This window comes from Lactobacillus sp. ESL0791, assembly GCF_029433255.1.
Lineage (GTDB): Bacteria > Bacillota > Bacilli > Lactobacillales > Lactobacillaceae > Lactobacillus.
In genome coordinates this window covers 1,026,721-1,042,727 of record NZ_JAQTHU010000001.1, presented here as the reverse complement: position 1 = coordinate 1,042,727, position 16,007 = coordinate 1,026,721, and the positions used below count along the sequence as shown (strand labels likewise).

Below are 16,007 nucleotides of genomic sequence, written 5' to 3'. Positions count from 1 at the left end.
ATTATTTGCTCTCTTTCAGTTCTTTAATCCGTTCCTTAACACCAGCAAGCTGACTCTCATAATCAGCCTGCTTTTCTTTTTCTTTATTGATGACGGCTTCAGGGGCGTGGGCAACAAAGCCTTGATTCGCCAATTTCTTGTTCGAACGAGTTACCTCAGCTTCAAGCCGTTGTTCTTCTTTTTGCATCTTGGCAATTTCATCATCAAGGTTAACCAGTTCAGCCAAAGGTACAAAAATTTGTGCCCCTGGAATCACCGCCGTTTTTGCTAATTTCGGTGCGGTTACCTTTAAGTCAACCGTCAAGTCCTTTGGGTGTAAAAAGTTTTCAACATATTCGGCATTATCCTCCAAAATATGCTTGTCTTTTTCATTATCCAGTTGAATCAGAATATCAATTGGTGAAGATAGCGGCGCATTAACTTCGGTACGGATATTCCGGACAGCCTTGATCAGTTCAATCAAAAAGCCCATGTCAGAAGTTGCCTGCTCATTGACAAATTCACTGTGTGGTTCCGGATATTTTGCAACCATGATTGACTTGCCTTCATGTGGCATTGACAGCCAAAGTTTTTCCGTAACAAACGGCATAATCGGATGGAGCAAGCGTAAAATCTGGTCAAGAATCCAAACCAAGTTTTCCTGCTTTCTTGCCTTCAACTCTGCATCTTGACCATTCAATGCAACCTTAGCAATTTCAATGTACCAATCACAGAAATCATTCCAAATGAAATTGTAGAGTTCTTTGCCGGCTTCCCCGAATTTGTATTCATTAAACAAGCGAATTACCTCGCTGACTGTATGGTTCAGCCTGTCAAAAATCCAGCTGTCTGCCAAATCAAATTTGCTGGTATCCGGCATCTGCGCGGGCTTAGCATCTTCTGGCAGATTCATAATTACAAAACGTGAAGCATTCCAAATCTTATTAATAAAGTTCCAAGCAGCACCCAACTTCTTCGGATCATAACGGGTATCTTGACCGGGAGCTGTACCATTGAGTAAGAACCAGCGCAGGGCATCAGCCCCATATTGATCAATTACGTCCATCGGGTCAACCCCGTTGCCAAGGGACTTACTCATTTTCCGGCCTTGCTGATCCCGCATTAAGCCATGCAAAACAACATCCTTAAACGGACGTTCATTCGTAAAATGCAGACTCTGGAAAATCATGCGTGATACCCAGAAGAAAATGATGTCATAACCGGTAACTAAGGTGTCGGTTGGAAAATAGCGTTTAAAGTCTGCGGAATCCTCTGGCCAACCCATAGTTGAAAATGGCCACAGGGCACTTGAAAACCAGGTATCCAAAACATCGGGATCCTGCTTCCAATTTTCAATGTCCTTAGGTGCTTCTTCACCAACATACATTTCACCGGTTTGCTTGTTATACCAAGCAGGAATTCGGTGGCCCCACCATAATTGCCGTGAAATTACCCAGTCGTGAACATTCTCCATCCACTGTTCAAGTGTTTGTTCAAATCTTGCAGGAACAAAGTTTACCTTGCCAGCTGTTTTTTGATTAGCAAGAACCTTTTCAGCTAATGGCTTCATCTTAACAAACCACTGCGTTGACAGCCGCGGTTCAACCTGAACACCAGAGCGCTCGCTATGACCAACCGAGTGAACAATTGGCTTAACTTTGAGCAGATAACCCTGTTCCTTCAAATCAGCAACCAGTTGTTTACGGCAGGCAAAACGATCCATGCCAGCATACTTGCCGCATTCTTCATTCATGGTTCCGTCGTCGTTCATCACATTGATGCGCTTCAAATGATGCCGGTTGCCCGTGGCAAAGTCGTTAGGATCATGAGCCGGGGTAATCTTAACCAGACCGGTACCAAAATCAGGATCAACGTGCTGGTCTTCAATAATTGGCAAATGACGGCCAACCAGCGGCAAAATCAATTCCTTACCGACAATATCTTTGTAACGTGGATCTCCCGGAGCAACAGCAACGGCCGTATCACCAAACATCGTTTCTGGACGCGTGGTGGCAATTTCAACAAAGCCCGACCCATCAGCAAACGGATATTTAATATGATAAAAAGCACCCTCATCGTCTTGGTGAATAACCTCAATGTCACTCAAGGCTGTCTGCAGTTCGGGATCCCAATTGATAATATACTCGCCGCGATAAATCAGCCCTTCATTATAAAGTTGAACAAAAACACGGCGAACCGCTTTAGATAAACCTTTATCCAAAGTAAAACGTTCCCTAGAATAATCTAAGGATAAACCTAATTTCGCCCACTGGCCCTTGATGATGTTGGCGTATTCGTCTTTCCAATCCCAAACCTGCTGAACAAAGGCTTCACGTCCCATTTCGTGACGGTCTTTTCCCTGTTTGCGCAACTTGGCTTCAACTTTAGCCTGAGTGGCAATTCCGGCATGGTCCATCCCCGGCAAATACAGCGTGTCATAGCCCTGCATCCGTTTAAAACGAATCAAGGTATCCTGAATCGCCGTATCCCAAGCATGACCCAAGTGCAACTTTCCAGTTACATTTGGCGGCGGAATAACAATTGAATACGGATGCGCCTTTTTATCACCTGATGGTTTAAACAAATCTTGGTCAAGCCATTTCTGGTAACGTCCCTGTTCAACTTCATTTGGATCATATTTAGGTGCTAATTCTGTCATTAACTTTTCCTCCAATAAAAAAAGTCCCAGACAAATTGTCTGGGACGATTTACTAACCGCGGTACCACCTACATTAAGTACAAAGTACTTCACTTAAAAGGCGGTAACGGTGCTCAAATTCCGAACTGGCTTACTATTAGTTCAGCCAACCATTTAATCAAGCTACTAATTAACTTTCAGCCTTTCAGCAGTATGGCCTTTCTCTGTTAATAAAGTTAATACCTCTTGACTATCACTTTGCAAGCATTATAGCACAATTTTTAAAGCAGCGCAGTATCTTCTTCCATTTGCTTATCCAAAAACTTTTCTCCGGGACGGATTGCAGTAATCTTGATTCCGTCTAAAGCACGCTGAATCAGACCGGCCACATCTAATCGTTCTTCATACTCTCTTACCTTATCTACCTTTGGTTTAGTTTTCGGCCGCGGCGGAGCAAAAATAGTGCAACAGTCTTCAAACGGCTGGATCGATAAAGCAAACGTGCCAATTTTTTCTGCTAGGGCAATAATTTCCGTTTTATCCATTGTTGCCACGGGGCGCACCACTGGCGTGGTTGTGACATCATTAATCGCAAACATTGACTCTAGTGTTTGCGATGCTACCTGGCCGACAGACTCACCATTAAAAATTGCTAATTCATTCCGTTTAGCCCGAATCTCATCTGCTAAGCGCAGCATAAAGCGCCGTTGAACCGTCATCAGATAACCTTCTGGAACTTTTTCTTTTATTGTTTCCTGAATCTCCGCAAACGGGACAGCAATAAAGTTAATTCTTCCTGAATAACTAGCTAAAATTGCGGTTAATTCTTTTGCCTTTGCCATTGCCTTTTCCGTTGTATATGGCGGGCTATAAAAATGAACCATTTCAATGTCAACGCCGCGCTTTAAGGCAAGGTATGAAGCAACCGGTGAATCAATCCCACCAGAAAGCATCATCACCGCACGACCACCAGTACCTACCGGCATCCCGCCAGCACCGTGAAGCAACTGATTGGAAAGATAAATGGCATCTTGTCTAACCTCAATTCGCAAAACCAGATCCGGGTGCTTCATTTCCACCTTTAAGCTATCCATGTTGGTAAAAAGATAATCCCCAACTAATGAGTTAAGCTCATTAGTATCATATTCAAAATGATGATCACTACGCTTGGTATTCACCTTAAAGGTCATGCCCTTTTTAAAGGTTGCCTGCATTAATTCCAGAGAAGTTTTCTCAATGTCCGCTAAGGTTTTAGCAACCTTGACTGTCGGCGAATACGTTTGAATGCCAAATACCTTTTTAAGCCGCTGATCAATTTCTGTGAACGGCGCCCCATTCAAAATAACATGCAAGCGATCATGTTTAGGATGAATTTCAACCTCGGGAAAATCACGCAGTACTTTGGTAACGTTACCGGCAAGCCGGCCAATAAAATCTTTGCGATTTTTCCCCTTAGTTGATAATTCACCGTAACGGATCATTATTTCTGTATATTTCATTAAATTTTATTCTCCTAAATGATTTACTTTAGCAAAATGACGGTAAATTTTGTCAAAAACCGCAATAAATTGGTCGGCTTCTTCCAGTGTATTGCTCTCATCAAAACTAAGACGGATTGCACTCGTGGCAACCTTGTCAGCAACACGCATGGCAACTAATGTACTTGCCTCATCCACCTTGGTTGAGGCACAGGCAGAAGTGGTTGAAACATAGATTTCCTGCTCTTCAAGGGTATGAACCAAAGTTTCACCGCGAATTCCTTCCAAGGCAAAACATAGAATATGTGGCGCAAAGCCGGTATTAACCGGAGAAAAAATCTTAATTCCCGGTTTATCCTGCAAGTATTGCACAATTTTCGCCTTAATTGCGGCCTCCTTGTCTGCTTTTTCCGCTTCATCATTAAGTAAAAGCCGAATAGCCTTGGCCATACCTGCAATTGCCGGCAAATTTTCCGTACCGGAGCGCAGCCCCTTTTCTTGCCCACCACCATCATGCAATGGGGTGATCATTTTTCCCTCTTTTTTATAAAGAAGGCCAATACCGCGCGGTGCATGAAACTTATGTGCCGAAAGACTTGATAAATCAACCCGTGGGGTAAAAACCCGTGGCCAAATATTTTTCCCAAGTGCCTGAACATTATCAACGTGAAATTGAATTGTCGGGTAGTTTTCAAGCAAATCGCTGATTTCCGCAATTGGCTGAATTGTCCCAATTTCATTATTAACACCCATCACAGAAACTAAGGTTGTTTCAGAATCAAGCGCATTACGCAGATCGCTTACGCTGACACGCCCTTCCTTATCAACTGGCAGCCGCGTCACACGAAAACCGAGATTTTCTAAAGCCGTGAAGGCATTAGCAACCGAGGCATGTTCAACGCTGGAAGTAATCAAGTGCTTACCAAATTCCCGCTTTTGAATAGCAGTACCCTTAATTGCCCAGTTATTGGCTTCAGTACCACCCGAAGTAAAAAAGATTTCATCCTGTTTTGTGCCAAGAAGCTGGGCAATCTGCTTACGCGAAGCCTCCAGCATCTGGTGTGAACGGTCACCAAGCTTATGCAGACTTGAGGGATTGGCCCAAATATCTTCTGCCACTGTCTCATAAGTTTTTAAAACTGCCGGATCAATTTTCGTGGTTGCACTATTATCAAAATAAATCACAAATTTGTCCTTTCCTTCAAAAAGACGGTCAAACATTACCTGACCGCCTTTAATAACCTAACAAGTTTAACCTAGTTACAACCTTGCTTCAATTATTTTTGATTTTTTTCGCTGTAGTAAAGATTTTCCAGACGCTGGTAAGCTCCCGGTTCTACCTTTTCTATCGCTGTTGCAATTGTATCCAAGGCTTCTTTATACAGATAGTCTTGACCATATAATTGCATTGTCTTCTTTTTAGCTTTTTTAATTGTGTCATTATTGGGATACTTATTCGCATACTGGACCGTTAACTCAACCAAATTAGCCGAATTAATAATATCATCAGCCTCACGCTTTAAACGGTCAACATCATCAGAAATTTGAATCAGTTCATCAGAAATTTTTTCCATATTAATTCGTACCCGATTCAATTCCTCGCTGATGTGACTAATTTCATTAACAACTAGGGTATACAGCTGAATAAACGCATCAGGCTTGCCAGGCAAATTGCGCCGCTCAAGGCGACGGTAAACAAGTGCTACTTCCTGCTTAAAGCGCTTAATTGAATCGTCGGCAACGTTTTCCGCATCATACAGACCATCAACATCATCCGCCATTTTTTTCTGTTCGTCATCAATTTGGTGCAAGCGTTCAAGCATCGCCAGCCAAGAATTCTTAATCTCCGAGTATACTGCTTTGCCATCAGCAATATTCTGCGAATCCACCGTATACTGACGATTCATATCATTAATTTCGCTAACTAATTTCTTGCTTGTCTCAAGTTCTCCGTGGGTTAACTCATAACTTTCATCGATATGCCGCAGCTTTTGCAGCAGATTCTTGGCTTCGACCTGTTCATGGGCAATCAAAGTTAAAATTTTACTTTGATTTTCCTCAACAAACGGGCGCGCCTGATATTCCTTAGCCAGAACATCATACAGGTTAGCAATTTCCTTTTTGATTTTTGCATTTCGCTGTTCAATTTCTTCAACATCAAGTTCCGTTAAAAAGTGTTTAGTGCCCTCAATTTGGTCATGAATCTTTTTAATCTCATCTAAAACATTAATTTGTGCAACATAATATTTTTCTGCCACCATTTTTTTATATGCAGCAGACAGTTCTGATAATTGTTCTTGAAAAATCACTTCCAGCTGTCGCTCAGCCTGTTTTAACTTCGGTAGTTTTTCCTGGAGTTTGGTTAAATCGTTTTTGATTTTCGATAAAACCCGCTTAGCTTCGACATGGTCCCCCTGTGCCGACAAATTCTTGGCTTCGACAAAATCACCTTCCAGCGAACTTAACTCATTTTCTAACTTATCTAGCGCCGAACCAAAATCAAATGAGGTTGCCAAAATGCTTTTACGTACCTGTTGATATTCCCCACTTAAAGCATCATACTGCTGTTGATTTTCCCGGTTAGATTCAAGCAGATCGGTAAAAACTGCTTTGGTGTTCTTTGCATCTTCAAAAGTCGGCTTAATAATTTCATGTGCCTGTTTAATATTTTTTCGAGCCTTAAATAAACGGTAGCGTGAATTATCTTCAGCAGCCTGTCTAAGCAGCTGCTTAACGTCAGGCAGCTTTTTCTTTGCCGTTTCCTGATAGCTCTTCTGCCATGTTTTCAAAGTAATCAGGCTTTCACCCGCTAAGTCCATTTTTTTCAGCCGGGCAATGTCTTCTTCAAGACGCATCGCCATTATTTTATTTACTGTATTGTCGACTGCTATAATTTCATTGACTTGCCGCTTATTCATGATAAGCATAAAAATAACAAGAGACGTAACTAATAAAACCAGGGCAATAACGACGAGGGTTTGAATTGATGACATACCTTTTCCTCCACAACTATCACAATTATACCAAATAGTCATAAAAAGAGGACGAAAACCCATCTTTTTCTTGCTTTATTTTCGCTGACTTTATATAATGTAGTTCGTGTAAAATATTTGCAGCTATAGATGACAAGAACGTCAACATCTTAATACGCTGATAGTGAATGAGTAACCCACGCTGCAACGGGTGAAAGTAAAATTGAGATGCACGAATGTTGAATCTATATGTGATATTTTACTCCAAAAACTGTTATCAGATTTTATTGGAGGATTTTTTATGTCAAGATATACAGGTCCAAGTTGGAAACGTTCAAGAAGATTGGGTATTTCCCTTTCAGGTACAGGCAAGGAACTTAGCCGTCGTAACTACGCTCCTGGTCAACATGGTCCGAACAGCCGCGGTCGTTTATCCGAATACGGCGAGCAATTGCACGAAAAGCAGAAGTTGCGCTGGATGTACGGTTTAAATGAACGACAATTCAGAACTTTGTTCAAACGTGCCGGCAAAATTCGTGAAGGTGAGCATGGTGTTAACTTCATGATTTTACTTGAGCGCCGCTTAGACAACTTAGTTTATCGTCTCGGTTTGGCAACAACTAGGGATCAGGCTAGACAACTTGTTAACCATGGTCACATTACTGTTGACGGCAAACGTGTCGACATTCCTTCCTACGAAGTTAGTGTCGGCCAAGTTATCGGTTTGAAAGAAAGATCCAAGAACCTGCAGCAAGTTAAAGATGCACTGGATGCAGTGACTGCTCGGCCATCATTTGTTGTTTTTGATGACAACAAGCTGGAAGGTTCACTTGTTAGGTTACCAGAACGTGACGAAATGGAACCAGAAATTAACGAAGCTCTTGTAGTTGAATACTACAACAAGTTACTTTAATTTCTTTGTTTATTTAAAACTCCTCTCCCTTTTGGGGAAGGAGCTTTTTTGTACTTGAAAGGTAAAAATAATGACTGAAGATTTAAATACGCGCGTTGAAAATGCAGCTCAAGGCATTACGCCGCAGACTAAACCAGATGAACGGAGACAATATTTAGGCTCACTGCGTGAACGGGTTTTGTTGCGGATGAATAACAGTGAGGTAAAGGATCCTAATTTAACCCGCTTATTTTTAGACCACATACTGGATTATCGCGGCTACACGATTTTAATTAACGGCAAAATGAGTGCTGACGACTTTTTAGGAAAAATTGAAGCCAGTTGCAGCCAAAACAATATTCCTTTTACCCTTGTCAACAATGAAACCGCCAAAACCGGCAACCAAGATACCGCCATTTTGGTTGTCGCAAATGCTGCCATCAATAAAATGCGGATCGAAATTGGTCAAGTGTATCCTCCGGAAATGCCGAAAACTCAGCTGGAACAGCCACAGAAGAAAACCGGTTTTTGGCACCGTCTCCTGCACGGAGATAATTAATGAAACCACTAGCTTACCGGATGCGGCCGCAAAATATTGAACAAGTCGTCGGTCAGCAGCATCTAATTGGCCCAGGCAAAATTATTCGGCGAATGGTTGAGGCGCGACTTTTATCATCCATGATTCTTTACGGGCCGCCCGGAATTGGCAAGACCAGCATTGCCAGTGCAATTGCCGGCTCGACCAAGTATGCATTCCGCATGCTGAACGCCGCAACCGACAGCAAAAAGCAGCTAGAGCAAGTCGCCGCCGAAGGCAAAATGAGCGGGACGGTTATTCTTTTACTAGATGAAATTCATCGTTTAGACAAGACCAAGCAGGATTACCTTCTGCCGCTTCTTGAATCGGGACAAATCATTTTAATCGGGGCAACAACAGAAAATCCCTACATTTCAATCTCACCGGCAATCCGCTCCCGCTGTCAAATATTCGAATTAAAACCACTTGCTGAAAGTGACACAAAAAAAGCAATCACTCGGGCATTAACCGACGAAGAAAACGGCCTAGGCAAATACCACGTCAAGTTAACTGCTGATGCCGAAAAATTGTTAATCGAAAAAGGCAATGGTGATCTGCGAGCAACCCTGAACGGTCTTGAATTGGCGGTTTTATCAACTAAGCAGGAAGAAGCAGATGCAGACAAAAAAGCCACCCATTTAACAATCCATCAAAAGGAAATGGCAGACTCGCTTCAGGTTAAAAGCCAAAACTTTGATGCACACGGTGACGGTCACTATGATCTCGTTTCTGCTTTTCAAAAATCAATTCGCGGTTCTGACGTCGATGCCGCACTCCATTATTTGGCACGCCTGCTGGAATCTGGAGATCTGATTTCAATTTGCCGCCGGCTAAGCGTAATTGCCTATGAAGATATCGGCTTAGCTAACCCCGCTGCTGTGCAGCGGGCTTTTAGCGCCGTCCAAGCAGCCCAAACTTTGGGCTTACCCGAAGGAAGGATTCCCTTAGCCAACGCGGTAATCGAACTCGCCCTCTCGCCAAAAAGCAATAGTGCAATTACTGCAATTGATAAGGCACTAAACGATGTTCAAACAAAAACGACTGACCAAATTCCAGCGAACTTAAAGGATGCTCATTATTCTGGTGCTAAAAAGTTGGGCCACGGCATAGGCTATATCTACCCACATGCCTATCCTAATGACTGGGTGCCGCAGCAATATCTTCCTGATAACTTGGTCGGCAGCCAATATTTTTTGCCTAAAGGAAATTCCAAAATTGAAAAAGCATTCAAAGAGCAATACCAGACCTTGCACAAAATGCAGGCTGATGGACTTAAATAAAGTTAGTGCTAATAGAATAATTTTGTTTCTTGACAAGTAAATCAAGTTTAGCTAGTATAATAATTGATCTGAGTTGATCAACTGGCTTAAATGTATAAAGTTGACCGATCAAACTAAAGACGTGCGAGTTTGTAAATAACTACCGAATCGGAATACTGTTAAGTTCAGGATCCATATTCGCTGCGCTACAACTCAATTTTGTGAACTATGCGGGTTCAACAAGCGTCATTATGCTGGGTAAAGTCAACTCGGATTTTTTTAGAAATATACGCAAGAAACGGTCTATAAGGTCGTTTCTTTTTATTTGGAGAATTAGTGAATGGCAATCAAAATAATCATGGGAATTTTTATTTTTCTTCTTCTTTTGACCTCTTATTATATGTGGCACCACCGCAATGATCATTTTTTGATTTACAATATTCAAACAACGCACAATTTTAGCATTATCCTAATTTGGACGGCAACTGCGCTTTTTTTGGAAGCGGTTATGGGTTTTTTTCTATTATTTTTATTCAATAAATACGTTAACTTAATTACTCTTTTTGTGAGTGTCGTTACTATTTTAATTTTTACCTTAATAATTAATCAAAATAATAAGTAAATTCAAATAAATTTGGTAAAATTAAACTAGAAAGAGGTGCTTAAAATGTTGAAACAATACCAACACATTCAAGTTTCAGTTGATGGTTCAAAAGAAGCAGATTTAGCCTTCAATAAATCCGTGGGCATTGCCCAAAGAAACGGTGCAACATTGGAAATCTTACATGTGATTGATACCCGGTCCTTTCAGAATGTTTCCAGCTTTGATTCGGAAATGGTGGAACAGGTATCAAGTGATGCAGAAGTTAAGATGAAAAAGTACTATGAGAAGGCACAAAAGGCCGGTGTAAAGGAAGTTCATTACTCAATTGAATTTGGTTCACCTAAAGCAATCATTGCACACGAGTTTCCAAAGAAACATGACATCGATTTGATTGTTTTAGGAGCAACTGGGCTCAACGCAGTCGAACGATTGTTGATCGGCAGCGTAACCGAATATGTCACCCGAACTGCCAATTATGATGTTCTGGTTTGCCGAACAGAAAATAATCAGTAAGCACTAAAAAAGATTTCAAGTTTTTAACGCTTGAAATCTTTTTTATTCTTAAAAATCGCCGGCCGTACTAAACATGTAGTCCTTGTGGTGAAATTTCATTGACAAAATCATGCCAATACCAATCATATTACCAATCAGGGCCGAACCTCCTTGCGAAACAAACGGCAGTGGAATTCCCGTCAGCGGCAAAAGATCAATGCTCATCCCAATATTTTCAAAGACGTGGAACAAAATCATCATGATGACCCCAGTTGAAATATAGGAATAAAAAGCATTCTTGGTATCAAAGGCAATCTTAACCATCTGAATAATCAGGTATAAGTAAACCAAGATTAGGGCAACACTGCCCACAAAGCCAAAACTTTCACCGATAACCGAATAAACCATATCGGAACCGCGGACTGGAACATAAACACTTAATTTGCCAAAACCATTACCAAAAATTTGTCCCGAACCGATTGCTTGCATACTGAGCCACAGCTGGTAGCCGCTTTTAGAAGTATCGGTTGACGGGCTCAGCCAGGATTTGATTCGGTCAAATTGGTAAGCCTTAAAGAAATGACTTAAAAAAGCCTGTCCGTTAGGTGTGGTAACCATTACGATGATCACCGCACCTAGAATAAAGACAAAACCATAGACCGGAATAATTATTTTCCAAGAGATTCCCGAAACTAGTACTACACCACCAGCAATGGCAATAAAGACCAGCATTGTTCCAAAGTCTTTTTGCAAAATTAACAAAACCGCAACCGGTAAGAACCAGCCGACGATTTTTTCAAGCAGGTGCCAATCATTTTGCACAGTGTGCTTGAACTTTTTATTATGCTCATTAACCACGCGTGCCAGCATCAAAATAAAAGCGGGCTTCATAACCTCCGACGGCTGAAAAGAGATCGGCCCCAGCTTGAACCAGCTATGGGCTCCCGTACTTGCAGCAATACTGCGATTGTAAAAAAACAAAACCGCAATCAACAGAAAAATACCGACACCATAGGCATAAGGGGCGAGCTTAAATAATTGTTCCGCATCAAACTGAATGACAAAAAGAACAGCAATCACCGAAATTATATACCATAAAGCCTGCATGATCAGCGCCTTAAACGGTGTGCCCATGTGACTCGGATCATCACCAGCCGCAAAATAAATTGAATATAAACTGACTACCGCTAAAATTGCTACAGGAATAACAATATTCCACGCAATACGGTCAACAAGACTTGTTTTATTTTCTACTTTAACCATTTAACAACCACTACTTATTATTTTTCATGTAAGGCAAAATATGACAGCAAATCATTTATGCTGCTTTCAAAATTTTTGGCAAACAAAATCTTATTCGTTTTAGTTGTCGTAACCCGGTAGCGGCCTTCGGCTTTTTCAATCAAGCCAATTGCCTTCTTATTCGGAATCACTACTTCCCAGGTTGGGACATTTTTTCCCTTAAGCTCATTTACTTCAATATCAATGTTTTCGGCTTTTTTTGACATAAACTCTCCTACTTATTATTAGGGTGAAACTTGCGGGCAATAATCGCATCTTCATAACGCTCCGGATGCGGATTGCGAAAAATCGTAAAATTGTCCGGAACTGGATCCACCCCGCCCCGAACAAATGGGTTGCAGCGCAATACCCGGCAAATTCCCATGATTAAACCCAAAACTGGTCCGTGTTTTTTCAAGGCATCAATCATATAACTCGAACAGGTCGGATAATAGCGACAGCTATCAGGCAAAACCGGTGAAATAAATTTTTGGTATACGCGCACCAGCCAAATTAATATTCGCCGCAACCAGCTCACCTACTTAATACAGTCTGTGCTTTTCAATATTTTTCAGCAAAATTCCTGTTCCCAAGGCAACAGATTCCAATGGGTGATCCGCTGCTAGTACCGGAACTTTTAGATAATACGAAATTAGCTTATCAATATTTTTCAGCAGTGCCCCACCGCCAGTCAGCATAATTCCGCGGTCAATAATATCGGCCGACAACTCTGGTGGTGTTGCTTCCAGTACTTCCTTAGTCGACGCGATAATTGACATCAATCCGTCATGAAGTGCTTCCTGAATTTCGGGTGCAGTCACAGTTACCTGTTTAGGCAGCCCGTCAACAATGTCGCGCCCGCGAACGGTAATTTGGGCATCCTTATCTGGTTCAAATGCACTGCCAATTTCAATCTTAATTTGTTCTGCGGTCCGTGAACCAATCAGTAAATTATGCTTATTTTTAATATAAGAAACAACATCCTGGTTCATCCGATCACCGGCATAATGCATCGATTGACTGGTAACAATTTCGCCCATTGACAAAACCGCAATGTCGGTTGTCCCACCGCCAATATCAATCACAATATTGCCTTGCGGCTTAAAAATATCTAAGCCCGCACCAACAGCTGCAACTTTCGGTTCAAAGTCTAAATAAACTTTGCCGCCGCCAGATTTTTCAGCAGCTTGAATAATCGCTTTTTGCTCAATCGATGTCACACCTGTTGGTGCACAAATAAGTGTATTAGGCTTAGACATAAAGCCCTTAACATTTAATTTTTCAATAAAATACGACAACATCTCCTCGGTAACATCAAAATCGGCAATTACTCCATTTTTCAGCGGTCGAATCACTCTAATATTACCAGGCGTCCTGCCGACCATTTCATACGCGTCCCTACCAACAGCTGCAACCTTATTGGTTGTTGTATCAACCGCAACAACCGACGGCTCATTTAAAACAATTCCTTTACCGGAAACATTAATCAATACGTTTGCTGTTCCCAAATCAATTCCTATATCTCGTGCCACGATAAACCTCCATAGATACACAGTTTTAATTTTACCATAAACAACTCTGAGTTGTTTATGGTATTTACGCCTTTACCAAGTTTTAAAAGAAATTGCTGAGCTGCAATGAAGTATTAATTAACGTCACAAAAAAGCTGCCTACCAGATAACCCAAGGCAATTGATGAAAACAAAATAATAATTTGGGCAGCAAAAGTATGGCCTTTGCGAACAAACTTCTCTATTTGAATTGCTTTCAGCGCTTGAAATGAAAGTGCAATCGTAATGAAATAAATTATCAGGTTAATTACGGCATGAATTCCAAGTTGAACCATTTTTGTTTTACTCACTTTTCTATTTTTTAATTTAATAAAAAATGGATACACAGCAGTGCATCCATTAAAATAATTACTTTTTATTATTTTGAATTGTAAACGCTAATGCGGTTTACAGCTCGTCTTAATGCAACTTGAGCTCTCTCAATTGACATTCGGTCATGCTTTTCTTTTGCTTCCTTTAACCGCTTTTGGGCTCGATCTCTGGCTTCCTGTGCCCGCGAAACATCAATATTGCGTGACAATTCCGCGGTATCGGCAATGATGGTTGCAACATTATTAGAAAACTCGAAATAACCACCACTGACAGCAATATGATTTACCGCTTGGCTCATTTCTTGACTGCGCTTAATTTTGACTTCACCAATTGCCAGCGGCGTCAAAATTGGCAGGTGATCATACATTACTGAGCGAACACCATCGATTGCACGCATTGAAATCAAGCTCGCACGATGCGAATAAATCACCCCATCAGGTGTCACAATGTTAACCTGGAAAAGTTTTTCTGGATCTGCCATTTGACATCACCCTACTTTTCTAACAAAGCTTTTGCTTCGGGATCGCTTGGTGTAACGCCCATCTTTTGCGCTTTTTGCAAAACATCTTCGATTGGGCCAACACTACGAAACGCATCTTCCGGCAAATCATCTAAATGACCATCTAGAATCATTTTAAAGCCCTTAATCGTATCCTTAATCGGCACATAAGAACCAGGTATACCGGTAAACTGTTCCGCAACAAAGAAATTCTGCGATAAGAAGAACTGGATTTTCCGGGCTCTACTTACAATTACCTTTTCTTCATCGGACAATTCATCCATTCCCAAAACCGAAATAATATCCTGCAACTCATGATAACGCTGCAAAATATGCTGTACGCCCGTTGCCACTTCATAGTGTTCCTTGCCCACAACTTCTGGATCAAGGGCACTTGAAGTGGACTGAAGCGGATCAACGGCCGGATAAATTCCTTGCTCAACTAAACTACGCTCCAGGTTAGTGGTTGCATCAAGGTGAGCAAATGTTGTCGCTGGAGCTGGGTCAGTATAGTCATCCGCAGGAACATAAACGGCTTGAATTGAAGTAATCGAACCCTTTGTCGTCGAAGTGATTCTTTCCTGCAATTGCCCCATTTCAGTTGCCAAAGTTGGCTGATAACCTACGGCACTTGGCATCCGGCCAAGTAAAGCGGAAACTTCTGATCCCGCCTGGGTAAAGCGAAAGATATTGTCGATAAAGAGTAAAACATCTTGCCCTTCAACATCTCTAAAGTATTCAGCTAAGGTCAAGCCTGTAAGCGCAACCCGCATTCTGGCACCAGGCGGCTCATTCATTTGCCCGAAAACCATTGCGGTTTTACTTAAAACCCCCGAAGCCTTCATTTCAAAGTAAAGGTCATTACCTTCACGAGTTCTTTCACCAACACCAGTAAAGACAGAAATACCGCCGTGCTCCTGGGCAATATTATGAATCAATTCCTGAATGATCGTAGTTTTACCAACACCGGCACCACCGAATAAACCAACTTTTCCGCCCCGAACATAAGGCTCGAGAAGATCAATTACTTTAATTCCCGTTTCAAGAATTTCCTCACTAGTAGTTAAATCTTTAAACTTTGGTGCTGACCGATGAATGCTATTACGAGGATGATCTTTGGCAAATTCTGGGCCATTATCAATCGGCTCACCTAAAACGTTAAATACACGTCCCAAAGTATCATCGCCAACGGGTACAGAGATCGGACCGCCGGTATCTTCGACCTTCATTCCACGCCGAAGGCCATTGGTAGATTCCATCGAGATCGTTCTCAGTACACCATCGCCCATCTCAAGTGTTACCTCAAGAACAACGGTTTCTGTATCAGACTTAATTACCCGAAGAGCATTATTAATATCAGGTAAGTCCTTACCGAGTGGAAATTTAACATCGACAACTGGGCCGATTACTTGAACAACTTCGCCTTCACTCAAAACATCTACCTCCTTTTCTCT

General features: G+C 41.6%; 16 protein-coding genes. 5 read left to right on the top strand and 11 right to left on the bottom strand.

Translation table 11 applies throughout. The features are described from left to right. Position 1 precedes the first annotated feature (1 nt). The 4 genes from PT285_RS05205 to ezrA form a co-directional block, all read right to left on the bottom strand. Entirely contained in the window at positions 2–2,638 is a 2,637-nt protein-coding gene (locus tag PT285_RS05205; protein ID WP_277148425.1) for a valine--tRNA ligase, read from the bottom strand. 260 nt (positions 2,639–2,898) lie between these two features. Further along, the gene (gene thiI, locus PT285_RS05200; protein WP_277148422.1) at positions 2,899–4,116 is read right to left on the bottom strand and encodes a tRNA uracil 4-sulfurtransferase ThiI; all 1,218 of its coding nucleotides are present in this window, start codon (positions 4,114–4,116) and stop codon (positions 2,899–2,901) included. Positions 4,117–4,122: 6 nt separating this feature from the next. Further along, entirely contained in the window at positions 4,123–5,280 is a 1,158-nt protein-coding gene (locus PT285_RS05195; RefSeq protein WP_277150617.1) for a cysteine desulfurase family protein, read from the bottom strand. A gap of 92 nt (positions 5,281–5,372) precedes the next feature. Continuing rightward, positions 5,373–7,088 (bottom strand): septation ring formation regulator EzrA, encoded by a 1,716-nt coding sequence (gene ezrA, locus PT285_RS05190; RefSeq protein ID WP_277148420.1) that lies wholly within the window; start codon positions 7,086–7,088, stop codon positions 5,373–5,375. 280 nt (positions 7,089–7,368) lie between these two features. On the opposite strand from ezrA, the gene rpsD reads away from it, so the two are divergent. The 5 genes from rpsD (at position 7,369) to PT285_RS05165 (ending at position 10,912) form a co-directional block, all read left to right on the top strand. Next, positions 7,369–7,980, top strand: coding sequence for a 30S ribosomal protein S4 (gene rpsD / locus PT285_RS05185; RefSeq protein ID WP_277148418.1), 612 nt, complete (start codon positions 7,369–7,371; stop codon positions 7,978–7,980). 70 nt (positions 7,981–8,050) lie between these two features. Beyond that, a complete protein-coding gene (locus PT285_RS05180; protein ID WP_277148416.1) occupies positions 8,051–8,518 on the top strand; it encodes a YueI family protein in 468 nt (155 codons plus the stop codon). Further along, the gene (locus PT285_RS05175; protein WP_277148414.1) at positions 8,518–9,816 is read left to right on the top strand and encodes a replication-associated recombination protein A; all 1,299 of its coding nucleotides are present in this window, start codon (positions 8,518–8,520) and stop codon (positions 9,814–9,816) included. The genes PT285_RS05180 and PT285_RS05175 overlap by 1 nt, the downstream gene beginning before the upstream one ends. A 319-nt stretch (positions 9,817–10,135) precedes the next feature. Beyond that, on the top strand, positions 10,136–10,417 hold the full coding sequence (locus PT285_RS05170; RefSeq protein ID WP_277148412.1) for a hypothetical protein: 282 nt from the start codon (positions 10,136–10,138) through the stop codon (positions 10,415–10,417). Positions 10,418–10,462: 45 nt separating this feature from the next. Then, positions 10,463–10,912 carry a universal stress protein gene (locus tag PT285_RS05165; protein ID WP_277148410.1) on the top strand — a complete coding sequence of 150 codons (450 nt, stop codon included), beginning with the start codon at positions 10,463–10,465 and terminating at the stop codon, positions 10,910–10,912. 48 nt (positions 10,913–10,960) lie between these two features. On the opposite strand, the gene PT285_RS05160 is transcribed toward PT285_RS05165, so the two are convergent. From PT285_RS05160 to atpD, 7 genes are all read right to left on the bottom strand, one after another. Then, positions 10,961–12,154 (bottom strand): FtsW/RodA/SpoVE family cell cycle protein, encoded by a 1,194-nt coding sequence (locus tag PT285_RS05160; protein ID WP_277148408.1) that lies wholly within the window; start codon positions 12,152–12,154, stop codon positions 10,961–10,963. Positions 12,155–12,171: 17 nt separating this feature from the next. After that, the gene (locus tag PT285_RS05155) at positions 12,172–12,399 is read right to left on the bottom strand and encodes a DUF2969 domain-containing protein (protein WP_277148406.1); all 228 of its coding nucleotides are present in this window, start codon (positions 12,397–12,399) and stop codon (positions 12,172–12,174) included. A gap of 8 nt (positions 12,400–12,407) precedes the next feature. After that, positions 12,408–12,701 carry a membrane protein insertion efficiency factor YidD gene (yidD, locus tag PT285_RS05150; protein WP_277148404.1) on the bottom strand — a complete coding sequence of 98 codons (294 nt, stop codon included), beginning with the start codon at positions 12,699–12,701 and terminating at the stop codon, positions 12,408–12,410. Between the two features lie 13 nt (positions 12,702–12,714). Next, the gene (locus PT285_RS05145; protein WP_277148403.1) at positions 12,715–13,704 is read right to left on the bottom strand and encodes a rod shape-determining protein; all 990 of its coding nucleotides are present in this window, start codon (positions 13,702–13,704) and stop codon (positions 12,715–12,717) included. A gap of 82 nt (positions 13,705–13,786) precedes the next feature. Next, positions 13,787–14,017 (bottom strand): DUF1146 family protein, encoded by a 231-nt coding sequence (locus PT285_RS05140; RefSeq protein ID WP_277148401.1) that lies wholly within the window; start codon positions 14,015–14,017, stop codon positions 13,787–13,789. Between the two features lie 83 nt (positions 14,018–14,100). After that, the gene (locus tag PT285_RS05135) at positions 14,101–14,535 is read right to left on the bottom strand and encodes a F0F1 ATP synthase subunit epsilon (RefSeq protein WP_277148399.1); all 435 of its coding nucleotides are present in this window, start codon (positions 14,533–14,535) and stop codon (positions 14,101–14,103) included. An 11-nt stretch (positions 14,536–14,546) separates the two neighbouring features. Continuing rightward, entirely contained in the window at positions 14,547–15,986 is a 1,440-nt protein-coding gene (atpD, locus tag PT285_RS05130) for a F0F1 ATP synthase subunit beta (RefSeq protein WP_277148397.1), read from the bottom strand. Positions 15,987–16,007 lie beyond the last annotated feature (21 nt).